This is a genomic window from Azorhizobium doebereinerae UFLA1-100, from assembly GCF_000473085.1.
Lineage (GTDB): Bacteria > Pseudomonadota > Alphaproteobacteria > Rhizobiales > Xanthobacteraceae > Azorhizobium > Azorhizobium doebereinerae.
On the sequence record NZ_AXBA01000028.1, the window covers coordinates 13,169 to 35,871 of the forward strand.

At 69.4% G+C, this 22,703-nt stretch carries 18 protein-coding genes and 2 pseudogenes; 4 read left to right on the forward strand and 16 right to left on the reverse strand.

Features of this window, described 5'->3' with window-relative positions; all coding sequences use genetic code 11:
- Nucleotides 1–28 precede the first annotated feature (28 nt).
- Nucleotides 29–1,447 (reverse strand): aminotransferase-like domain-containing protein, encoded by a 1,419-nt coding sequence (locus YU1_RS0118745; RefSeq protein ID WP_035715903.1) that lies wholly within the window; start codon nucleotides 1,445–1,447, stop codon nucleotides 29–31.
- A 289-nt stretch (nucleotides 1,448–1,736) separates the two neighbouring features.
- Between YU1_RS0118745 and aptA the strand changes: the two genes are divergently transcribed.
- Together aptA and YU1_RS0118755 are read left to right on the forward strand one after the other, a co-directional pair.
- Nucleotides 1,737–3,086 (forward strand): omega-aminotransferase AptA, encoded by a 1,350-nt coding sequence (gene aptA, locus YU1_RS0118750; protein WP_029005397.1) that lies wholly within the window; start codon nucleotides 1,737–1,739, stop codon nucleotides 3,084–3,086.
- A gap of 85 nt (nucleotides 3,087–3,171) precedes the next feature.
- A pseudogene (locus YU1_RS0118755) lies at nucleotides 3,172–4,443 on the forward strand (D-amino acid dehydrogenase); the annotation flags it as partial.
- Between the two features lie 12 nt (nucleotides 4,444–4,455).
- Here YU1_RS0118755 and YU1_RS30140 read toward each other — a convergent pair.
- Nucleotides 4,456–6,060: an ABC transporter permease subunit gene (locus YU1_RS30140; RefSeq protein WP_198018979.1), complete on the reverse strand. Its 1,605-nt coding sequence runs from the start codon at nucleotides 6,058–6,060 to the stop codon at nucleotides 4,456–4,458.
- A pseudogene (locus YU1_RS30145) lies at nucleotides 6,057–6,806 on the reverse strand (amino acid ABC transporter ATP-binding protein). Before YU1_RS30145 ends, YU1_RS30140 begins: the two are co-directional and overlap by 4 nt.
- Nucleotides 6,807–7,122: 316 nt before the next feature.
- Between YU1_RS30145 and YU1_RS34765 the strand changes: the two are divergent.
- Entirely contained in the window at nucleotides 7,123–9,216 is a 2,094-nt protein-coding gene (locus tag YU1_RS34765; RefSeq protein ID WP_051357016.1) for a methyl-accepting chemotaxis protein, read from the forward strand.
- 71 nt (nucleotides 9,217–9,287) lie between these two features.
- On the opposite strand, the gene YU1_RS0118775 is transcribed toward YU1_RS34765, so the two are convergent.
- Nucleotides 9,288–10,424, reverse strand: a complete 1,137-nt coding sequence (locus YU1_RS0118775; RefSeq protein WP_029005400.1) for an FUSC family protein — start codon at nucleotides 10,422–10,424, stop codon at nucleotides 9,288–9,290.
- A 200-nt stretch (nucleotides 10,425–10,624) separates the two neighbouring features.
- On the opposite strand from YU1_RS0118775, the gene poxB reads away from it, so the two are divergent.
- Entirely contained in the window at nucleotides 10,625–12,352 is a 1,728-nt protein-coding gene (poxB, locus tag YU1_RS0118780; RefSeq protein WP_029005401.1) for a ubiquinone-dependent pyruvate dehydrogenase, read from the forward strand.
- A gap of 40 nt (nucleotides 12,353–12,392) precedes the next feature.
- Here the strand turns inward: poxB and YU1_RS0118785 are convergent, their stop codons facing one another.
- From YU1_RS0118785 to YU1_RS30150, 12 genes are all read right to left on the reverse strand, one after another.
- Nucleotides 12,393–13,814 (reverse strand): amidase, encoded by a 1,422-nt coding sequence (locus tag YU1_RS0118785; protein WP_029005402.1) that lies wholly within the window; start codon nucleotides 13,812–13,814, stop codon nucleotides 12,393–12,395.
- Nucleotides 13,811–14,035 (reverse strand): hypothetical protein, encoded by a 225-nt coding sequence (locus YU1_RS0118790; RefSeq protein ID WP_029005403.1) that lies wholly within the window; start codon nucleotides 14,033–14,035, stop codon nucleotides 13,811–13,813. The genes YU1_RS0118785 and YU1_RS0118790 overlap by 4 nt, the downstream gene beginning before the upstream one ends.
- A gap of 11 nt (nucleotides 14,036–14,046) precedes the next feature.
- Nucleotides 14,047–14,751 (reverse strand): ABC transporter ATP-binding protein, encoded by a 705-nt coding sequence (locus tag YU1_RS0118795; RefSeq protein ID WP_029005404.1) that lies wholly within the window; start codon nucleotides 14,749–14,751, stop codon nucleotides 14,047–14,049.
- Complete coding sequence (locus YU1_RS0118800) at nucleotides 14,744–15,499, reverse strand: ABC transporter ATP-binding protein (protein ID WP_029005405.1); 756 nt, start codon at nucleotides 15,497–15,499, stop codon at nucleotides 14,744–14,746. The genes YU1_RS0118795 and YU1_RS0118800 overlap by 8 nt, the downstream gene beginning before the upstream one ends.
- Before the next feature lie 167 nt (nucleotides 15,500–15,666).
- Nucleotides 15,667–16,920, reverse strand: coding sequence for an ABC transporter substrate-binding protein (locus YU1_RS0118805; RefSeq protein WP_051357017.1), 1,254 nt, complete (start codon nucleotides 16,918–16,920; stop codon nucleotides 15,667–15,669).
- A 53-nt stretch (nucleotides 16,921–16,973) separates the two neighbouring features.
- On the reverse strand, nucleotides 16,974–17,933 hold the full coding sequence (locus tag YU1_RS0118810) for a branched-chain amino acid ABC transporter permease (protein ID WP_084539970.1): 960 nt from the start codon (nucleotides 17,931–17,933) through the stop codon (nucleotides 16,974–16,976).
- Nucleotides 17,933–18,793 (reverse strand): branched-chain amino acid ABC transporter permease, encoded by an 861-nt coding sequence (locus tag YU1_RS0118815; RefSeq protein WP_029005408.1) that lies wholly within the window; start codon nucleotides 18,791–18,793, stop codon nucleotides 17,933–17,935. The genes YU1_RS0118810 and YU1_RS0118815 overlap by 1 nt, the downstream gene beginning before the upstream one ends.
- Nucleotides 18,790–19,686, reverse strand: a complete 897-nt coding sequence (locus tag YU1_RS0118820) for a polysaccharide deacetylase family protein (RefSeq protein ID WP_029005409.1) — start codon at nucleotides 19,684–19,686, stop codon at nucleotides 18,790–18,792. The genes YU1_RS0118815 and YU1_RS0118820 overlap by 4 nt, the downstream gene beginning before the upstream one ends.
- Before the next feature lies 1 nt (nucleotide 19,687).
- A complete protein-coding gene (locus YU1_RS0118825) occupies nucleotides 19,688–20,401 on the reverse strand; it encodes a fumarylacetoacetate hydrolase family protein (RefSeq protein ID WP_029005410.1) in 714 nt (237 codons plus the stop codon).
- 5 nt (nucleotides 20,402–20,406) lie between these two features.
- Complete coding sequence (locus YU1_RS0118830; RefSeq protein WP_035715906.1) at nucleotides 20,407–21,291, reverse strand: polysaccharide deacetylase family protein; 885 nt, start codon at nucleotides 21,289–21,291, stop codon at nucleotides 20,407–20,409.
- Nucleotides 21,292–21,305: 14 nt separating this feature from the next.
- A complete protein-coding gene (locus YU1_RS0118835; protein ID WP_029005412.1) occupies nucleotides 21,306–22,004 on the reverse strand; it encodes an HpcH/HpaI aldolase family protein in 699 nt (232 codons plus the stop codon).
- A complete protein-coding gene (locus YU1_RS30150; protein ID WP_084539972.1) occupies nucleotides 22,001–22,702 on the reverse strand; it encodes a cysteine hydrolase family protein in 702 nt (233 codons plus the stop codon). Before YU1_RS30150 ends, YU1_RS0118835 begins: the two co-directional genes overlap by 4 nt.
- Nucleotide 22,703 lies beyond the last annotated feature (1 nt).

Genomic DNA, 22,703 nt, shown 5'->3' on the forward strand with positions numbered 1-22,703 from the left:
AACCGAGTGGACGAACTTTCCGGCCGGATCAAGCCGTATCTCGTACCATCCCCTCGGATACCCGCTCCAGGAAGCGGTAGAGCCGCGGATGGTCAGCGTGGGTGACGTTGAAGCGCATGAAGGGCGTGGCCTTCTGGTCGGCGCGGAACAGCGCGCCGGGGGCCAGCATGATGCCCTCGTCCAGCGCTTGGCGCGCCACCTCCGCCATGTCCGGCGCCCCCGGCAGCCCGGCCCAGACGAACATGCCGCCGGAGGGCCGGTGGAAGATGCTGAGCCCGGCGGATTCCAGGCTGTCGCACACCGCCTTCTGCGCCGCCGCCAGCTTGTCGCGCAGGCGGGCGAGATGCAGCCTGTGGTGCCCCTCGGTCAGGATCGCATGCACCACCTGCTCGGTGATCTCGGAGCTGGTGAGGCCGCCGGACAACTTCAGGTAGAGCATCCGCTCCACCAGCTCGCGGCCCACCACCAGATAGCCGACCCTGAGGCTGGGCGAGACCGTCTTGGAGAAGGAGCCCACGTAGAGCACCCGGCGGAACTGGTCCAGGCTGGCGATATTGGGCACCTGGTCCGGCGCCATGCCGGCGAAGATGTCGTCCTCGACGATGAAGAAATCGAACTCCTCCGCCACCCGCAGCACCCGGTAGATCACCGCCGGCGAGCAGCCGGTGCCGGTGGGGTTGTGCAGGATGGTGTTGGTGAAGAACACCCGCGGCCGGTGGCGCTCCGCCAGCGTCCTGAGCGCGTCCACGTCCGGCCCCTGGGTGGTGCGCGGGATGCCCACCACCCGCACCCCGAGCGCCCGCAGGGTGGGGAACAGGTTGCAATAGCCGGGATCGTCCACGAAGGCGGTATCGCCGGCCTGGAGCAGGCCGCGCGCCGCCAGATCCAGCGCCTGGCTGGCGCCGTGGGTGAGGATGATGTTGTCCGGCTCGCAGTCGATGGCCCGCTGGGCCAGCAGCATCTGCACCGCCCGGCGCAGCGGCGCGTAGCCGTGCGGGTTGCCGTAGCGCGAGACCGCGGAGGGCGGCTTCTTGGCCAGCGCGGCCAGGCCATGGCGCAGGCCGTCGGTGAACAGGTGGCTCTCCGGCAGCCAGCCGGCGCCCACCTTCAGCAGGTTGGGGTCGTCCTCATAGACCCGCTGCAGCAGCCATAGCGCGTCGATCGACACCGAGCCCGCCGGCAGGCGGCGCGGCGCCTCGCGCGCGGCCTTGCGGGCGGCGACGTAGTAGCCGCTGGCCCGGCGCGCCTCCAGGAACCCCTCCGCCACCAAGCGGTTGTAGGCATTGGAGACCGTCAGCGTGCTGACCCCGCACTGCCCGGCCAGCGCCCGCACCGAGGGCAGGCGCGTGCCTGGCGGCAGCGCGCCCTCGGCGATGCGCGCCGTCACCGCCGCGACGATCTGCGAAACGAGCGGCACCTTGCCGTCGGTATCGAGCGTGATCTGCACCGCGACCCCCTGTCACCACAGCCCCCGGTGCGAGGCCCGGTGCCTATGGACACTCCACGCCGCCGCCCAGCCGCGCGGCAACGGCCCAAAAGATATGCATCCCTAGCTATAAGTCTGCTGCAGGCCAAGGGAAATGAACAAAGCGACACAGGCTGTATCGGTCGATGCACCGCTACAGCACCTGACATCATTCCGCTTACTGTATATATACAAAATCCGAGCGATGCCTAAGGTGAGGCTGCGTAATTTCGGCGCGGCGATCGCGTGCCCCCAAGCCTTGGAGACAGTGATGGAACAGGTCACCGACAAGGGCGCCACCGCCCGGCAGCTCAATGTGGAGCCCTATTGGGCGCCGTTCACATCCAACCGCCGCTTCAAGGCCGACCCGACCGACCGTACCCTGGTCTCGGCGGAGGGCGCCTATTACACCAATGCCAACGGCGTGCGCCTGTTCGACGGCTCCTCAGGCCTGTGGTGCACCCCGCTCGGCCATGCCCATCCGCGCATCGTGGACGCGGTGTCCCGCCAGGTGCGCGCGCTGGACTATGCCCCGGCCTTCCAGGTGGCCAACCCGGCCACCATCCAGCTCGCCGAGCGCATCGCCGACATGGCGCCGGACGGCCTCAACCGGGTGTTCTTCGCCAATTCCGGCTCGGAAGCGGTGGATACGGCGCTGAAGATCGCCATGGGCTATCACCGCCTCACCGGCAATGCCACGCGCACCCGCTTCATCGGCCGCGAGAAGGGCTATCACGGCGTCGGCTTCGGCGGCATGTCGGTCGGCGGCATCGTGTCGAACCGCAAGATGTTCGCCCCCGGCATGGTCAACGGCGTCGACCATCTGCCCCACACCCACAACCTCTCCGAGATGGCCTTCTCCAAGAGCCAGCCGGCCTGGGGCGCGCATCTGGCGGACGAGCTGGAGCGCCTGGTGGCGCTGCATGACGCCTCCACCATCGCCGCCGTCATCGTCGAGCCCATGTCCGGCTCGGCCGGCGTGATCGTGCCGCCGCTCGGCTATCTGGAGCGCCTGCGCGAATTGTGCACCAAGCACGGCATCCTGCTGATCTTCGACGAGGTCATCACCGGCTTCGGCCGCACCGGCTACGCGTTCGCCGCCGAGCGCCTCGGCGTGGTGCCGGACATGATCACCTTCGCGAAAGCCATCACCAACGGCATCATCCCCATGGGCGGCGTCATCGCCCGCAAGGAGATCTACGATGCCTTCATGAGCGGCCCGCCCGCCGCCATCGAGTTCTGCCACGGCTATACCTATTCGGGCCATCCCATGGCGGCGGCCGCCGGCCACGCCACGCTCGACGTGTTCGAGGAAGAGGACCTGTTCGGCCGCGTGCGGGCGCTGGAGCCGCTGATGGAGGCGGAATTCCACAGCCTCAAGGGCGAGCCGAACGTCATCGACATCCGCAACTTCGGCCTCACCGCCGCGGTGGAGCTGGCCCCGGCCCCCGACGCGCCCGGCATGCGCGCCCTGACGGTGTTCGAGCAGGGCCTGAAGCAGGGCCTCTACATGCGCTACACCGGCGAGAGCCTCGCCTTCTCGCCGCCCTTCATCTCCACCGAGCAGGAGATCAAGGACATGGTGAGCCTGCTGCGCAAGCTGATCCGCGACGTCGCCTGACGCCCCGGAACGCACCACCAAGACACACCGGCGCGCGGCAGCCCTTGCCGCGCGCGTTTCGCGGCACCATCCTCGCGATGCTGCGCCGCAAAAGGGATCTCCCATGAAGGTCGTCGTGCTGGGTTCTGGCGTCATCGGCGTCGCCTGCGCCTATTATCTGGCCCAGGACGGGCACGAGGTGACGGTGATCGACCGCCAGCCCGGCCCGGCGCTGGAAACCAGCTATGCCAATGCGGGCGAGGTCTCGCCGGGCTATTCGGCGCCCTGGGCGGCGCCGGGCCTGGCGCTCAAGGCCATCAAGTGGATGCTGATGCCGCACAGCCCGCTGGTCATCCGCCCGCGCATCGATCCGGCCATGTGGGCCTGGGGCCTTCAACTGCTGGCCAACTGCACCGAGGCCCGCTACGCGGTGAACAAGAGCCGCATGGTGCGCCTCGCGGAATACAGCCGCGACTGCCTGGACGCCCTGCGCCAGCGCACCCGCATCTCCTATGACGAGCGCACCCAGGGCACGCTCGACATGTTCCGCACCCAGGCCCAGGTGGACCACGCCGCCGCCGACATCGCCGTGCTGGAGCGCTCCGGCGTGCGCTATGAAATGCTGGACCGCGACGGCTGCATCCGCGTCGAGCCCGCGCTCGCCCGCGTCCGCGAGAAGGTGGCGGGCGGGCTGCTGCTGCCCGGCGACGAGACCGGCGACTGCTTCAAATTCACCAACCGCCTCGCCGAGCTGGCGGCGGAAAGCGGCGTCACCTTCAGCTACGGCCGCACCATCCGCGCGCTCACCTTCGCCGGCAAGCACATCTCCGGCGTGGAGACCGACCAGGGCATGGTGACGGCCGACGCTTATGTGCTGGCGCTGGGCAGCTATTCGCCCAAGATGCTCGCCCCCCTCGGGGTCAAGGTGCCGGTCTATCCGGTGAAGGGCTATTCGCTCACCCTGCCCATCACCGACGCCGCCGGCGCGCCGGAATCCACCGTCATGGACGAGACCCACAAGGTCGCCGTCACCCGGCTCGGCGACCGCATCCGCGTTGGCGGCACGGCGGAGCTCGCCGGCTTCGATCTCGATCTGCATGACAAGCGCCGGGCGACGCTGGAGCATGTGGTCACCGACCTGTTTCCGGACGGCGGCAACGTCTCCCAAGCCGAATTCTGGTGCGGCCTCAGGCCCAACACGCCGGACGGCCCGCCGATCCTCGGCCCGTGCGGCTACGACAATCTGCACCTCGCCACCGGCCACGGCACACTGGGCTGGACCATGGGCGCGGGCACCGGGCGCGTGGTGGCCGATCTCGTGTCCGGCCGCACGCCGGAGATCGACATCGAGGGCCTCACCGTCGCCCGCTACGCCTGAGCGCGAAGGCGCTCACTGCACCGTGCGCTGGGTGCCGCGGCTCGCCGCGCGCTCCGCCCATTTGGCGAGGCGCACGAAGGGCAGGCTGATGATGAGATAGACCGCCGCCACCAGGATGCCGGTGCCGAAATAGTCGTAATAGGTGGTGGAGATCAGCTCGTAGGTCTTGGTCAGCTCCACCAGCGAGATCACGCTGAGCAGTGATGAATCCTTGATCAGCGAGACGAAATGATTGCTGCTGCCCGGCAGCACGATGCGGACCAGCTGCGGCACGATGACGTGCCGCAGCGCCTGGCGACCCGACATGTTGAGCGCGATCGCCGCCTCCATCTGCATGCGCGGGATGGCGAGGAGGCCGGCGCGATAATTCTCCGCCTCGTAGGCCGCGTAGTTGAGCCCCAGCGCCACCACGCCGGCGACGAACGGGTCGAACTGCACGCCGAGCTTGGGCAATCCGTAATAGATGAACAGCACCTGGATCAGCAGCGGCGTGCCGCGCACGCAGTCGATATAGGTCCGCACCACCCGGTCCAGCCAGCGCCCGCCGTGGACCCTGGCCTGCGCCAGCAGGGCGCCGAGCGCCATAGCCGCCGCCATCGCCAGCAGCGAAATCTCCAGCGTCACCAGCACCGCCTGCGCGATCTGCGGCAGGAAGCGGGTGTAGCGCTCCACCTCGGCGATCACGCTCCAGGGCGCGGTGGCCTCGACGAAATGCTCGTAGGCCGAAGGCTGGGCCTGCATCGGCCGCTTGTCGCCGGTGTCCTGGGCCATCATCGGCGTCCACAGCGCCCAGCGGTCGAGGATGGGGCGCAGCGAGCCGTCCATCGTCATCGCGTACAGCGCCGTATTGAGCGCGGCGATGAGGGCCGGGTTCGCGCCCCGTTGCAGCGCGAAGCCGTATTCGATCCGCCCGACCGGCTTGCCGCTGAACTGAAGGGCGCGGTCGGGCCGGGCGTAGTAGACCGCCGTAGGAAAATCCATGACCACGGCGTCGAGCGTGCCGCGCTTCAGCTCCGCCAGGGCCTCTCCTTCCGTGGCATAGGCCTCAACCGTGAGGCCGGGCGTGCGGGAGAGCAGGTCCTCCAGCGGGCTCGCCCGCAGCGTGCCGACGGTCTTCTCCTTCAGCCCCTCCAGTCCCTGGACCTCGGGATCGCCGCGCCGGATCACGATCTGGCCGAAGGTGGTGTAATAGGGAATGGAGGTCTCGGTCGCGGCCTGCCGGCCGGAGGCGTGGCTGATCGCGAGGTCGTAGGCGCCGGCATCGAGCCCACGGCCGATCGTCTCAGCGCTCGCCTGGACGAAGATCGGCAGGCGGCCGAGCCGGGGGCCGAGGGCGGCCATGATGTCCACCTCCAGCCCGATGATCCGGCTGGGCGCGGCGGGATCCTTGAACAGATAGGGCGCGCCGGAGGCGCCGTCGCCGCCATAGCGCAGCACCTGCGGGGCCGAGGTGAGCGCGGCATCCGGCGCCTTGGCCCGCGTGCCGAAGAAACCGGCGGACGCCGGCCGGTCCTGGGCCTGGGCTGCGGCCCCGGCCATCACCACGCATAGGGCGGACAGGACACATGCGAGCGCGTGGCACAGGACGGCCATCGGGGGACGAGGACCGCGGATCATGCGAAGCATTCCAGGAACTGCCGGGCGCGGGATTCCTGCGGGCGCTCGAAGATCGCGCCCTTGCCCGAAATCTCAACGATCTCGCCGGCCTCCATATAGACGACGCGATCCGCCTCGCGGGCGAAGCGCATCTCCTGGGTGACGACGATCTGTGTCAGGCCCTCGGCGCCGAGCTGGCGCATCACGTCCAGCACCTCGTCCACCAGCGCCCGGTCGAGCGCGGCGGTCGGCTCGTCATACAGCATCACCTTGGGCGCCATGGCGAGCGCGCGGGCGATGGCGCCGCGCTGCTGCTGGCCGCCGGAGAGGTTGACGGGATAGCGGTCCATCTGCTCGGACAGACCGACTTTCCTGAGCAGGTGCTCGGCGAGACCTGCGGCTTCCTCGCGGTCGGTGTTCTTCACGACCATGGGCGCCATCATCACGTTCTGAAGCAGCGTCCGATGGGGGAACAGGTTGAAGCCCTGGAACACCATGCCGACGTTCCGGCGCAGGCGATGAGGGGTGTCCTTGGGCTACGGCCCGGCACCGGGACCGCGCGCCATCCGGACGCCGCAGATCTCCACGCTGCCGGTATCGAACGTCTCCAGTCCGTTGAGGCAGCGCAGCAGGGTCGACTTCCCGCAGCCGGACGGCCCGATGATCGACACCAACTCGCCCTGCGCGATCTGGAAGCTCACGCCCTTGAGGATCGGGGTCTCGTCAAAGGCCTTCGTCACCTCCGCCACACGCAGGATCGGCTGCATCAATAGTCCCCCACCGACGTCCCGCGCCGCGCGCCCCGACTATCCCGCCTGTATGTCAGTACATTGACGCTCGCCATGCGAGCGGAAGGATGAAACATCGCGCGCCGCGCCAGGCTTCCGGCGGCGTACCGTACCCGGCTGCGGCGCGCTGGACATGGCGAGGATGCGTCACGGCGTCACCGTGCATCGCCATGTTCGGGCGCCCCTTCGAAACGGCCGATTCCGCAGCATATACTTGCGGTATACTGCATCGCAACATGCAAGCTTCGCGACAGCCCCGGTGGATATTCGGAGCGGATAGAATTTGGGGGCGGGTATGAATTTGTCCATCAAGACGACATTGATCGCGCTGTTTTCACTGATCAGCGCCATTCTCGCGGGACTGTGCGTCTCCTCGCTCCTCAGCGCCTACCATCGCTACCAGACGGCCGAAGCCGCATTGCAACTGGTCAAGGTCGATCACGCGCTGTACGGCGCCTTCACCAACTACCGCCTCGAACGCGCCGATGCCAGCAACACGCTGCCCCTGCCGCTCGACAAGGTGCAGGGCGGCATCGCCAGCATCGCCAGCCGCCGCGTCAAGGTGGACCCCGGCCTTTCCGCGGCCATCGCCGGGCTGGAGGCGGCCGGCACGCCCGCCACCGCCGCCCTTGCCAAGCAGCTGCGCAACAATGCCCAGTCCATCCAGACGCTGCGCGCGGAAGTCGACGCGGCGCTGCGCCAGCCGGCGGAGGCCCGCGATCCCAAGCTGCGCGCCCGGGTGCTGGACGAGGGCATCGCCATCCTGGCCCAGATCGAGGACGCCACCACCGCCATCGAGAAGCAGATCCGCGCCGAGCAGCCGAGCCTGCTGCGCTTCATCGTCGTGCGCGTCGCCGCCGGCACGGCGCGCGTCACGGCCGGCGATTCCTCCCTGCTGTTCTCCACCGCGCTGCGCGACCAGCGCCCGCTGAAACCGGCGGAGATCTCCGGCCTCGCCGCCACCGACGCCAAGACCAGCCTGGGCTGGAGCCAGGTGCTGACCTTCGTCGACGCGCCCGACATGCCCGCCTCGCTCAAGGCTGCGGTGGACGCCGCCGGGCAGCGCTATTTCTCCGGCCCGGTGAAAGACCTGCGCGACCAGGTGGTCGCCGCGCTCTCGTCCGGCCAATTGCCGGCGGTCACCGCCGACCAGTGGCGGGGCCAGTCGATCCCGGCGCTGGAGTTCATCGCCGCCGTCGGCCTTGGCGCCATGGACAGCCTGGCCGCGGCCGCCGACGACATCTCCGATGCCGCATGGTCGTCCCTGGTGCTCTACGCCGTCGCCCTGGCTGCCGCCCTGCTCATCGCCGCCGCCGGCCTGATCGTGGTCATCCGCCGGGTCACGCGGCCGCTCAGCCACCTCACCGAGACCATGCAGGTCCTGGCCAGCGGCAACCTGGCGGTGGATATTCCCAACACCGCGCGACGCGACGAGATCGGCGCCATGGCGCAGACCATGCTGGTGTTCAAGGAGGAGATGGCGCGCAACGCCGCGCTGGAGGCGGAAGCCGAGCAGGTCCGGGTGAAGTCGGAGGCGGATCGCCGCGCCGGCATGCTGGCGCTGGCCAACGACTTCGAGCAGGCGGTCGGCGGCATCATCGGCAGCGTCGCCTCCGCCTCGGCCCAGTTGCACGGCACCGCCCAGACCATGGCCGGCGCCGCCCGCAAGACCTCCGAGCAGTCCACCGCCGTCGCCGCCGCAGCGGAAGAAGCCTCCACCAACGTCGTCATGGTGGCGAGCTCGGCCGAGGAGCTCGGTTCCTCGGTGGACGAGATCGGCCGCCAGGTGCAGCAGTCCGCCGAGATGTCCGGCGTCGCGGTCAAGGAAGCCGAGAAGACCGGCGACGTCATCCGCGAGCTCGCCCAGGCGGCGGCGCGCATCGGCGACGTGGTCGGCCTCATCTCCAGCATCGCCGAACAGACCAACCTTCTGGCCCTCAACGCCACCATCGAGGCGGCCCGTGCCGGCGACGCCGGCAAGGGCTTCGCCGTGGTCGCCTCCGAGGTCAAGGCGCTCGCCACCCAGACCGCCAAGGCCACGGGCGAGATCGAGAGCCAGATCGGCGCCATCCAGGCCACCACCCAGCAGGCGGTCACCGTCATCGAGGGCGTCGGCGGCCAGATCCGCCGCATGAGCGACGTCGCCACCAGCATCTCCGCAGCGGTGGAGCAGCAGGGCGTCGCCACCCGCGAGATCGTGCGCAACGTGGACCAGGCGGCCACCGGCACCAATACCGTGACCAGCCACATCTCCGACGTGGCCAAGACCGCCGACGAGACCGGCGCCGCCGCCGGGCAGGTGCTGGGCGCCGCAGGCGCCCTCACCGACCAGGCCAAGCGCCTCGAAGTCGAGATGCAGCGCTTCCTCGACACAGTCCGCGCCGCATAGCCCGCACAACCATCGACAACGACTGACGGCCGGCCCGGGCAACCCGGGCCGGCCGTTGCGCGTTCAGGTCCTCAGTGCGCCGCCTCGTGCAAGCCGCGCGGCTGCAGGCGCTCGGCGATGCGGCGGCGGATCGGCCAGGTGGCGAGGCCAACCAGCACCACCATGGCGATGCCGCCGGCGATGCCCCACATGCGGCCGATGCCGGCGGCGACATCGAGATGCGGAATGGGCTCCTGCACCATCACCAGCAGGAAGGCGATGCCCGCCTGCACGCCGGTATAGGCGATCACGCTGCCGCCGAAGCAGACCTGGGTGAAGACGAACAGGCCGACGAAGACGAAGGCCAGCCACGTCCACAGGCTGCCGTCGAGGACCAGCAGGCCGAGGAAGCCCACCGCCGCGCCGATCAGGCAGCCGATGCAGCGGTTCAGCGACTTCCAGCCGATGCCCTCGCGCGCCGCACCCACCACGATGAAGGCGGTGATCGGCGTCTGCTCGAAGCCCGGCAGATGAAACACCGTCCAGACCACCGGCACCAATGCCACCGCGATGCCCACCGTGAGCGCGTGGCCGAGGAACACCGCGTCGGTCTCGCCGAACAAGGGCTTCTTCGGGGGCGAAGCCTTGCCGACCGAGGTGAGCATGTCCACGGCGGTGGCGACGCAGACGCCCACCAGCACCTCCAGCCCGCGCATCACGATCACATGCCCGATGGGCTGGTCGGAGGTGAGCGCGTGATAGGTCATCAGCGGCACGGTGAAGCCCACCAGCACGAAGGCGTAGCTGTAGCGGCTCACCGCCTGGGCATAGACTGCGGCGGCGCACGCCAGCCCGGTCGCCACATAGACCCAGCCGTGCACCGCGCCCCCGAGCATGATGACATAGGCGATGAAGCCGCCCGCGAGCGTGCCCGCCACCCGCTCCAGGCCCCGCTTCACGGTGGCCGAGCGGTCGTTCTGGCACACCCGCAGCACGCTGATGGCGGCCCATACCGGCATTTCCAGCCTGAGCGCATGGGCGATGCCGATGGCGACGAGGATGCCCAGCGTCACCCGCAGCGCCACCTGCGCGCGATGGCCGGTCAGGCTGAAGGCGGCGAGATCCTCCAGCGCCGAGACCGCATAGCGCTCCGACGCCGCGAGCGGCGGCTCGATCCACCGCGCGCCCCTGGTCCGCAGACGCTCGACGAGGTCCCGCCGACTGGTCATGATGGCCCCGCCTCCCGCCGATGCGCCGGCATGATGCCGCCGTTCGCAGCCGCCCGCCACCCGCCCTCGCGATGGCCGCGGCTGCCCTCTTGCGTGATCTGCCGCTGGCATGATGATACGTCAACAGTCCGGCGCGCGTCGGCGGCCGGCATCCGGATACGGCGCTCCGCGGGTGGGGCAAGGCAGAGCAGGAGGACCACATGGCCGGAGTTCGGGTTGCGGACGTGATGGCGCGCACATTGGCGGCCGCCGGAGTGGAACGGGTGTGGGGCGTGGTGGGCGACAGCCTCAACGGCTTCACCGATGCCCTGCGCGCGACGCCGCAGGTGAAATGGATGCATGTGCGGCACGAGGAGGTGGCGGCCTTCGCCGCCGGGGCCGAGGCCCAGCTCACCGGCAAGCTGGCGGTGTGCGCCGGCTCCTGCGGGCCGGGCAACCTGCATCTCATCAACGGGCTGTTCGATTGCCACCGCAGCCGCACGCCGGTGCTGGCCATCGCCGCCCATATTCCCAGCCCCGAGATCGGCTCAGGCTATTTCCAGGAGACCCACCCGGAAAGCCTGTTCAAGGAATGCAGCCATTATTGCGAGATGGTGACGAGCCCGGCGCAGATGCCGCGCGTGCTTGAGATCGCCATGCGTACCGCCATCCAGAAGCAGGGCGTGGCGGTGGTGGTCATCCCCGGCGACGTGGCGCTCCAGGCCGCCGAGGGCAAGGCGGACGCGAGCTGGACGCATGTGGCCTTCCCCACCGTCCTGCCGCCGGAGGCGGAGCTGGACAAGCTCATCGCCCTGGCCGGCGCCGCCAGCCGCATCACCATCCTGGCCGGCGGCGGCTGCGAGGGCGCCCATGACGAATTGGTAGCGTTCGCCGCCGCGCTGAAGGCCCCCGTGGTCCACACCCTGCGCGGCAAGCCGTTCGTGGAATATGACAATCCCTACGACGTGGGGATGACCGGCTTCATCGGCTTCCCATCCGGCTACCACGCCATGCGCGATGCCGATTTGCTGGTGATGGTGGGCACCGATTTCCCCTACCGGCAGTTCTACCCCTCCGACGCCAAGGTGGCGCAGATCGACATCCGGCCGGAGAATCTCGGCCGCCGCACCCGGCTCGATCTCGGCCTCGTGGGCGACGTGAAGGCCACCCTGGCCGCCCTGCTCGCCCGGCTGACGCCGCGCACCGACGACGCCTTCCTCAAGAAGGTGCAGGAGCATTACAAGACCTCGCGCCGCGACCTCGACGCGCTCGCCACCGGCACGCCCGGCGTGAAGCCCATCCATCCGCAATATCTCGCCAAGGTGATCGACGAGGTGGCGGCGCAGGATGCGGTGTTCAGCGTGGACGTGGGCGAGACCACGGTGTGGGCGGCGCGCTACATCGCCATGAACGGCCAGCGGCGGCTCATCGGCTCGCTGATCCACGGCTCGATGGCCAATGCCATGCCCCAGGCCATCGGCGCGCAGGGCGCTTACCCCGGCCGGCAGGTGGTCTCGCTGTCCGGCGACGGCGGCTTCTCCATGCTGATGGGCGACATCCTCTCCCTGCGCCAGCTCAACCTGCCGGTGAAGATCGTGATCTTCAACAACGGCTTGCTGGGCTTTGTGGACATGGAGATGAAGGCCGCCGGCTTCCTCAACGTGGGCACGGACCTGCAAAACCCCGACTTCGCCGCCATGGCCAATGCCATCGGCATCTTCGGCCGCAGGGTGGAGGACCCCGCTGACGTGAAGGACGCGCTGGAAGCCGCCTTCGCCCATGACGGCCCGGCCGTGGTGGACGTGGTCACCGACAAGCTGGAGCTGGTGATTCCGCCCGCCATCAAGGCCGAGCAGGCGGTGGGCTTCTCGCTCTATGCGGCGCGGGCCATCATCAACGGACGCGGCGACGAGCTGCTGGAACTGGCCAAGCGCAACCTGTTCCGCTGACCGCTTCTGCGCGGCCCGGCCGGGCCGCGCAGCGGAAGCTTCACGCCTCGCCGCAATCGGGCGGCAGGCGGGTGTGGAAGTCGGTGCGGCGCTGGTAGGCGTCGCCCGCGCGCAGCAGCACCGGCTCGCCATAGGGCCGCCCCACCAGCTGGAACGCCGCCGGCAGGCCGTTGGCGGTGAAGCCGCAGGGCACCGACAGGGACGGCAGGCCGAGATAGCTGATGCCCCGCGTGCAATGGGTCACGCGGGCGATGGCGATGGCCACGTCCTCCGGCGCGCCCTGGGTGGTCTGCGCGATGCTGGGCACCGGGACCGGCAGCGTCGGCACATGCACCATGTCCGCCTCGCCCATGGCGCAGGCGAGCCAGTCGCGCGCGACGTCGGCGCGCATCATCAGCGCCTCCACATAGCGCGTCGCCGGCAAGGCAAAGCCCGGCAGGATGCGGGCGCGCACCTGCGCGCCATAGTCCTCCGGCCGCTCGGTGAGCCAGCGGCGATGGAGCGCCGCCGCCTCCGAGGTCATCACCACCTGCATCAGCGCATTGACCAGCGCCATGTCCGGCACCGTGGTCTCGACGACCTTCGCCCCCGCCTCGCGCAGCACGGCGAGGCTCTCGTCCATCAGCGCCAGGATCTCGCGATCCGCCGTGGTGCGGTAATAGCCCTGCGGCACGGCGATGGTGAGGCCCTTCAGGTCCCCGACGAGGCCGCTCTCATAGTCGCGCTCGGGCGCCGAGAGGGTCGCCGCGTCGCGCACGTCGGGGCCGGCGATCACCGACAGCAGCCGGGCGGCGTCCCGCGCGCTGCGGGTCAGCGGGCCGATGGTGTCGAGGCTCGGCGCCATGGGCATGGCGCCGTAGAGCGGCACGAGGCCGTGGGTGGGCTTCAGCCCGGTGACGCCGCACATGGCGGACGGATGGCGGATGGAGCCGCCGGTGTCCGAGCCCAGGGCCCCGCTCACCAGCCGCGCGGCCACCGCCGCGCCGGAACCGGAAGAGGAGCCGCCGGAGCCGTAGTCGAGGTTCCACGGACTGCGGCCATGGCCGTAATGGGCGTTGAAGCCGGTGGGCGAGAGGGCGAATTCGGCCAGGTGCAGCGTGCCGAGATCGAGCGCGCCGGCGCCGTCCAGCCGCTCCAGAACCGAGGCGGTGGTGTCGGCCACGAAATCCTTGCGGATGATCGAGCCGCCGGTGCAGACGCGGCCGGCGCGATAGAGCAGGTCCTTGTGCGCCAGGGGCACGCCGCCCAGCGGGCCGATGTCCTCGCCCTTGGCGCGGGCGAGATCCACGGCGCGGGCGGCATCGAGCGCGCCGTAGCGATCGATGGCCATGATGGCGTGGTAGCGCGGGCCGAGGGATTCGAGCCGGTCGAGCGCGACGCGGGTGACCGCCTCCGACGTGACGGCGCCGCTGGCGATGGCCTCCGCGGTCTCCACGAGGCCGAGTTCGTGCAGCGCGCTCACGCCTCCGCCTCCCCGCGCTCGGCGATCTCGGCCCGCAGCGTCGGGAAGCTCCAGGGGCTGGCATCGATGGTGACGCGCGCCTGCGCCCCGGCGGCCACCGCCGCGTTGAGCTGGCGGGCGAGCGCGGCGAGGCCCTGCGCCTCCTCCGGCCGGATGGTCACGCCCTGCCGGGCGAGGATGGCGGCGGCGAAGTCGGACGGGGTCTGCTCAATCTCTGCCATGGACGCTCTCGTCAATGGACGCCGAGGAAACGGGTCAGCGTCGAGGGATCCCTGGCAATATCCGATGCCAGCGCCTCGTGCACCACCCGGCCGGTCTCCAGGATATAGGCGCGGTCGGCCACCGCCAGGGCGCTGTAGAGATTCTGCTCCACCAGCAGGATGCCGAGCCCGGCCTGCTTCAAGTGCAGGATGATGCCCTCCAGATGCTGCACCATCACCGGGGCGAGCCCTTCCGAGGGCTCGTCCATGAGGATCAGCTCGGGGTCGATCATCAGCGCGCGGGCCACCGCCAGCATCTGCCGCTCGCCGCCGGAGAGCTGGTTGCCGCGATTGTGCCGGCGCTCGGCGAGGCGGGGGAAGAATTCGAACGCCTTGGCCACCGTCCAGCCATGGGTCGCGCCCGCCGGCTTCAGCACGGTGAGGTGCTCGGTGACGGTGAGCGAGGGGAACAGCCGCCGCCCCTGCGGCACGATGGCGATGCCGCGCCGGGCGATCTCGTGCGAGGGCACGCCGCGCAGCTCCGCGCCCTTCCAGCGCACGGAGCCCGCGCGCACGTCCGGCGGGGTGAGGCCCATGATGGAGCGGATCAGCGTGGTCTTGCCCATGCCGTTGCGGCCGAGCAGCGCCACCACCTCCCCCGCATTGACCGTGAGGCTCGCCCCGTGCAGCACGTGGGCCTCGCCATAGAAGCTGTGCAGATCGGCCACCTCAAGCATTGTGGCGCGCCTTTCCCAGATAGACGTCCTGGACCAGGCTGTTGGTGCGGATCTCGGCGGGCGGGGCCTCCACCAGCATCTTCCCGTTGTTGAGGCAGGTCACGTAGTCCACCAGCGAGAGCACCAGATCCATGTCGTGCTCGATCAGCACCAGGGTGAGGTCGCGCGGCAAGGCGCGGATGATGTCCGAGACGATGACCCGCTCGGACGGCGACAGGCCGGCGGCCGGCTCGTCCAGCAGCAGCAGGCGCGGCTGCGCCACCAGCGCCATGGCCAGCTCCAGCTGCCTTTGCTCGCCATAGGACAATTCCTTCACCAGCGCATCGCGCCGGGCATGCAGGCGGGAGATCCCGAGCGCCGCGTCGGCGCGATCCTGCTCGGCTGCGTCGAGCCCGCCGCCGCCCAGCAGCGAGAACTTGCGCGGCGAGAGGCCGCGCAGCGCGAGGCGCATGTTCTCCGCCACCGAGAGGTTGGGAAACAGGTTGGTGATCTGGAAGGTGCGGCTCATGCCGATCCTGGCGCGGGCGTGCACCGGCAGGCGGGTGACATCCCGCCCCTCGAACATCACCCGGCCCGAGGTGGCGCGCACCACGCCGGTGATGGCGTTGAACAGCGTCGTCTTGCCGGCGCCGTTGGGGCCGATGATGGCCCGGCGCTCGCCCACCGGCACGCGGATGCTCACGTCGTCTACGGCGCGCAGGCCGCCGAACTGGACGCAGATGCCCTCAAGATGCAGCAGATCGGTCACGGAGCGGGCCTTGGGTTCAACGGATCGTCTCCTGCTTGGCCGGGCCGCGGATCGCGCCCCTCTCCCGGGGGGAGGGTTGGAAGAGAGGCGCGCCCGGCCAGCCGTTGCCGGCAGGCTCTGAGGCCGGGCCGCGTCCGCGCGAAGCGGGCGGCGGCCCGGCGACGGGATCAGGACTTCTTGATGCCCTGGAAGTCGCGTGAATAGGGCGGCTGCTTCATGTAGGTGACCGGATCGTATTTCCAGAACTGCGACACGTTCGGATAATTGGCGATCGGCTCGTTCCAATACTTGCCGTCCTTGTTCTTCACCACCTTGCGGATGTGAACGTCGTAGATCGGGTTGCCATAGTCGTCCATCTTCACCGTCTGGCCGAGCGGCGAGCCGGTAAGGTCGGTCTTCATCACGCTGGCGAGGAAGGCGTCGCGGTCCTCCGCATTGCCCTTGATGGATTTCAGCGCCTCATCCACCCACATGGCGCCGGAATACATGGAGAAGCCGTAGAGCGAGGGCAGCTTGCCGAACTTCTTGCCGTAGGCGGCGACGAAGGACTGGGTGACCGGGGCGGGCGAGCCCTCGGCGAAATGCGCCGCCACCACGACGCCGTCCACCTCGTCGCCCATGGTGCGGATGACGGACTGGTCGGTCATGTTCATGGCGCCGATCAGCGGGATCTGCCCCTTCAGGCCGAAATTGGCATATTGCTGCATCAGCCGCGTGGCATCGGCGCCGGTCTCCATGGCGAACACCACGTCGGCGCCGAGATTGGCCAATTGGCCGAGGTAGGGGCTGAAGTCGGAGGTGTTCAGCGGGTGCCAGAACTGGCCCAGCACCTTGCCGCCGCCCTCGGTGAAGGTCTGGCAGAAGCCGCCGCACTGCTCGTGGCCGAAGGTGTAGTCCTGGCTGATGGTGGCGACCTTCTTGTAGCCCTGCTTCAGCGCCCAGTCCGCCAGCGGGCGGGGGAACTGGCTGGCGGTATAGCCGGCCACGCGGATGACGTTCTTGATGCGGTTGCGCTGGGTGAGGTCGTCGGCGGCGATGATCGGAATGAAATAGGGCATGCCGTTGCCCTTCACATAATTGGCCACCGCGAGGCCGGTGTTGGCCAGCAGGTTGCCGAACAGCATGCTGACATTGGCCTGCTCCACCAGGCGGCGGGCCTTCTGCAATGCGGTGTCGGGATTGGCGGCGTCGTCCTCGACGATCACCTCCACCTTGCGCCCGGCGACCTCGTTGCCGTGCTCCTCCCAATACATGTTGAAGCCGTCCACCATCTCGCGGCCGCCGGCGGCGACGACGCCGGTGAGCGGGGCCATGAGGCCGATGCGGATCGGCCCGCCCTGGGCGCGGGCGACATGGGGCATCGCCACCGCGCCGGCAGCGGCGGCGGCAACGCTCGTCTTCAGAAACGTCCTGCGGTCCATGGTTCCACTCCTGTCGGTTCGGTCTGGTCGGCTGTTATTTGTTTTTCGGCTGCTCAGCGGCGGCGGGTGAGAAGGTCGCGCACCCGCCCGATCACCCCTTGCGGGGCGAAGATCATGATGAGGATGAACATGAGGCCGAGCACGCTCTGCCAGCGCTCGGTATATTGACTGACGAAATTCTCCAGCCCGATGATGGCGGCCGCCCCGATGAAGGCGCCGAACAGCGTGCCGATGCCTCCGGTGATGGCCATCAGCAGGCCCTCCACCGACTGCGACAGCGCCACCGTGGAGGGGCTGACGAAATCGTTGAACATGGCGTAGAGCGCGCCCGCCAGCCCGGCGAAGAAGCCGGAGATGGTGAAGGCCAGGAACAAATGCAGCGAGACATTGTAGCCGAGCGCGCGCATGCGGCTCTCGCTGTCGCGGATGCCGCGCAGCGTCAGGCCGAAGGGCGAGCGCACGAAGCGCCACATCACGCAGGTGATGATCCCCACCACCGCGAACACGGCGTAATAGAACGGCAGGTGCCCGGCGAGCAATTCAGGCCGCACCGTGCCGCGCAGGCCGTTCTCTCCGCCCGTCACCGAGGTCCAGCGCAGGCACACGCCCCACACGATCATGCCCAGCGCCAGGGTGAGCAGCAGGAAATAGACGCCCGAGGTGCGGATGGCGAGCAGGCCGAAGATCGCCGCCACCAGCGTCGCCGCCGCCACCGCCAGCAGCACGCCGGTGACCGGCGCCCCGCCCTGCTGGCTCCAATAGACCACCACATAGGTGGCCACCCCGAAGATGGCGCCGTGGCACAGCGGCGTGCGGCCGGTGAAGCCCGCCAGAACGTCCACCGCCATGGCCAGCACGGCGAAGATCAGGATCTCGGTGAGGATGCTCACCTGATAAGTGGGCACCAGCAGCGGCAGCACGGCGAAGGCCAGCGCCCCGAGCGCGACGGCGAGGCCGGCCAGCGGCACGCGGGAGCCCAAGGGCGCGGGTACGGGCGACGACGGCGCGCTCATCAGACCGCCCTCCCGAACAGGCCCAGCGGGCGGAAGGCGAGGATCGCCGCCATGGGGCCGAAGATGACGAAATAGGCGAACTCGGGGAACATCACCTGTCCCACCGTGTTGAGCATGCCGACGATGAGCGCGCCCACCGCCGCGCCCACCAGGCTGCCCCGCCCGCCGATGATGACCACCGCCAGCGAGAACACCAGGATCTCCGCGTCGGCGCTGGGATAGAGCGTCAGGAAGGCGCCGCCCACGGCGCCGCCGAGGCCGGCCAGCGCCGCGCCGAGCATGAAGGTGAGCAGGAACACCCGGCGGATGTTGACGCCCATGGCTGCGATGATCTCCGGATCGTCCACCCCGGCGCGGATCAGCGCGCCGAGCCGCGTCTTGTTGATCAGCAGCCACAGAGCGATGAACACCGCCACGCCCAGCGCCAGCACGAACAGGCGGTACTTGGGATAGAACAGGCCCCAGAAGCGCACCGCCCCGCGCAGCGCCTCCGGCGCCGGCACGGTGTAGGTGTCGCCGCCGAACGCCACCAGGGTCAGGTCGTTCAGCAGGAACGCGACGCCGAGGGTCAGCAACACCTGCCGAAGCTCGTAGCCGCGCACGAAGCGCAGCAGGCCCTGGTCCAGCACCAGCCCGACCACGGCCACCGCCGCCATGGCCGCCAGCACGCCGACGAGAAAGCTGCCCGAGGCGTGCGCGGCGGCATAGCCGGCGTAGCCGCCCAGCAGATAGAGCGCGCCATGGGCGAGGTTGACGATGCGCAGCAGGCCGAAGATCAGCGTGAAGCCGGAGGCCACGATAAACAGCAGAGCCGCGAAGGTGAGCCCGTTGAGGAGCTGGAAGGCGTTGAGCCCGCTCATCCGGCGCTCCCGGCCGCGAGCGCGTCCGGCCGCTCGCGCAGGTACCAGTCGAAAATCTGTTCGCCGGTCATGAAGGCGACGTCGTCCATGGCGCGGATCTCCTCGATGATGCGGCGGAAGTATTTCATCCGGTGCGGCGCGCCCATGATGTAGGGATGCACCACCAGGGCCATCACCCGGGCGCTGTCGCGGGCATCGTGATGGAGCTGCTCGAACTGGTCGTGGGCACGGTCGTAATATTCGCTGGCCTTGTGATGCTGGATCAGCATCATCGCCACGTCGTTGCATTCCTGGGTGTAGGGAATGTTCACGATCGGCGTTGAGCGGGTCTTCAGCACCACCGGCTGGTCGTCCAGCACCCAGTCGCACACATAGTCGTAGCCCGCCTCCACCAGCAGGTCCGGGGTCTCCCAGGTCTCGGTGAGGCCCGGCCCCAGCCAGCCGCGCGGGCGCTTGCCGGTATAGGCGGCGATCGCCTGCGTGGTCCGGGCGATATCCTCGCGCTCGTTCTCCACCTTCTGCATGTTCTTCTGGGTGTAGCCGTGGCCCATGAACTCCCAGCCGCGCTCCAGCGCCGCCCTGGCGATGGGCTCGTAGCTTGAGATGGCGGTGCCGTTGATGGCCAGCACCGCCGGCACCTTGGTCTCGTCGAACATCTCCAGCATGCGCCAGAAGCCGACGCGGTTGCCGTATTCGTGCCAGGCCCAGTTGGGGATGTCCGGGCTCGGCGAGCCGCCCGCCGGCGGGGTCAGCACCGTGCGCGGCATGGTCTCGCGCGGGTTCCATTCCTCGATGTTGACGATCACCCACACCGCCATGCGCTTGCCGCCGGGCAGCGTCAGCTTGGGGCGCTGGGAAATGGGGGAATAGGAGATCCGCTCGGTGGGCAGCATGTCAGGCCTCCCGGCCGCCGATGGTGAGGGTCAGGGTGCCGAAGCCGTCCACGGCCCCGACGATCACGTCGCCGGGCTTCACCGGGCCGACGCCCGCGGGGGTCCCGGTCATGATGATGTCGCCGGGCGCCAGCGCATAGGAGGCCGACAGGTTGGCGACGATCTCCGGCACGCTCCAGATCAACTGGGCGAGGTCGCCGCGCTGGCGCTCCTCGCCGTTCACCGTGAGGGTGATGGCGCCCTTGGCCGGATTGCCGCCCAGGGCCTTGGGAAACACCGGCCCGCAGGGGGCGGACTGATCGAACGCCTTGCCGCGCTCCCAGGGCAGGCGCTTGCCGCCGCATTCCCTCTGGCGGTCGCGCCGCGTCATGTCGAGGCACACGCCATAGCCGAAGATCGCGCCCTCGGCCTCAACCACCGAAAGGTCCCGGCCCGCCGCTCCGATGGCGACCATCAGCTCCACCTCGAACTGGTAGTCGTCCGTATCCGCCGGATAGGGCACGGTGGCCCCGTCCTCAACCAGGCTGTCGCGCGGCTTCTGGAAGAAGAAGGGCGGGTCGCGCTCGTCCTCCGCCTCCTTCATCTCGCGGATGTGGGCGAGATAGTTGCGGCCGACGCAATAGATCCGCCGCACCGGAAAGCGGGCCTCCGCGCCGACCACGGGCAGGCTCTCGATCGCCGGCGGGGCGAACACGAAGGCATGAGGCTCGGTCATCGCGCTCACGCCTTCGTGCCCTGCGTGGTCTGGTACCAGTCCAGGATCTCCTCGCCATTCCAGAACAGTACGTCGCCCTTGGCGGCGGCATAGGCGTAGAATTCCTCAAGATACCTGATGCGGTGCGGCTGGCCGGACAGATAGGGATGGATGGCCACCGCCATCACCTTGGCCCGCTCCTCGCCCTCCTCGTGCAGCCGGTCGAGGCTGTCCTTCAGGCGCTGGAGCCAGTAGGGCGATTCATGATGGGCCACGGCCATCATCGGGATGTCGTTGTGCTCCACCGTGTAGGGCAGCGTGTGCAGCGGGCCGTTGACGGTCTCGATCACCGCCGGCTCGTCGTCCCACACCCAGTCGCCGATATATTTCACCCCGGCCTCGGTGAGCAGGTCCGGGGTCTCCAGCGTCTGGGTGAGGCCGGGGCCGAGCCAGCCCTTGGCGCGCTTGCCGGTGAAGGTCTCGATGATGTCCATTGAGCGATGGATCATGCCGCGCTGGTCCTCGATCTTGTGGATCGGGCCCTGCTCATAGGCATGGCCCATGAACTCCCAGCCGGCGTCCCGCGCCTGCCCGGCAACGCGCGCGTAATCCTCGCACACGCGGGCATTGATGGAGAGCGTGGGGCGGATGCCGAGGCGCTCGTAGAGCTTGAAGAAGCGCCACACGCCGACCCGCATGCCGTATTCGTGCCAGCTCCAGTTCGGCACGTCCGGCAGCAGCGCCTGGCCGGTGGGCGCGGGGATGACCTGCCGCGCCATGGGGCGGGCGATGTCCCACACCTCCAGGTTCACGATGGTCCACAGCACCACGCGGGCCTTGCCCGGCAGCTTCAGGGGCGGGCGATCGACGATGGCGGAATAAGGGGCGCGCTCGCGCGGCAGCATGGCCATGGTGTCCTCCCGGGTCATTGCGTGGAAAGCGGGGCGCCCATGGCGCCGCGCAGGGCCGCCACGCCGGGCCGCAGCAGGCCCTCCAGCGTGGCGTAGAGAAAGGTGGCGCCGCGCGCGACGAGGTCCGGGGCGCTGGCGGTGGTGGCGGGCAGGCCGAACGGGCGCCCCAGCGCGGCGAGCCGCGCCATGATGTCGTCCACCGCCGCCTTCAGTTCCGGCCGCGCGGTATCGCCGAGGAAGCCCATGGCGTGGGCGAGGTCGTTGGGGCCGATGAGGAAGAGATCCACGCCCGGCACGGCGGCCATCGCCTCCAGCCGCTGGTGCGCGGCGACGCTCTCGATCTGCGCAATCAGCAGCAGCTCCCCCTCGCGCCCCCTGGTGGCGGCGCGGGCGGCCGCCACCAGCATGTGGCAGTCGTCCGCGCTTTCCGCCTGCGGCAACACGATGCCGTCCACGCCGCAATCAAGCGCGCGGATGATCTGCGCCGGATCCTTGCCCATCACCCGCACCACGGCGCTCATGCCGCACGCCTGCGCGGCGCGGGCGAGCGCCGGGATGCTCTCCACCGAGACCGCCGTGCGCTCGCAATCGATGAACAGGCAGTCCGCGCCGCAGGCCGCCAGCGCCTCTACCGCCGGCAGGGCGACCCCGCCGGGATTGACGGCGAGCACGGCCCGCCCTTGCTGGATGGCTGTTTTCGCCCGCAGGTTCACGCCGCTGCTCCCGTCTCGCCCGCGCCGGCGAGCAGATCGGAGGCCATGACCTGCGCGCTGGACAGGACCGAGCCGAAGGCGGTGCGGATGCACAGGAGGCCGGCCTCGTGCAGCGCCGGGCCGTCCATGGTGTCCACGCAGTCCTCCACCACGATCACCGCATAGTCGCGCACGTTGGCGGCGGTGGTGGTGGCGAGCACGCAGGAATTGGTGTTCACGCCGGTGATGATCAGCGTGTTGATGCCGCGGCTCCTGAGCAAGAAATCAAGGTCGGAGGCGATGAAGCAGTCGTAGCGCTTCTTGGTGTCCACCAGGACATCGCCCGCGAGCCACAGCTCCGGCATCACCTGGCAGCCGGGGCCGCCCTCCAGATTGTGCCGCAGCACGTTCTTGCGGGTGGCGGCGGGGTCCTCGGCGCGGCTGCGCCAGAACGGGTTGGCGGCGATCTCCCCCGCATCCCGGTAGGAGGTCATGAGATGCACGACCGGCACGCCCGCCGCCCGCGCCCAGGCGAACAGCCTGGCGTTCGCGGCGATCACCCGCGCGGCCACCTCGGGGCTGGTGGGCATGGTGGCCACCGCCATGTCCAGATGGCCGCGGTGCAGGTCGATGGCGACGATGGCGGCCTTCGGCGCATCCACGCCGAGGCGCAGGGAGGGTTGGTGAAGCGGGGGCTGGCGGAGGGTTGTCTGGCTCATG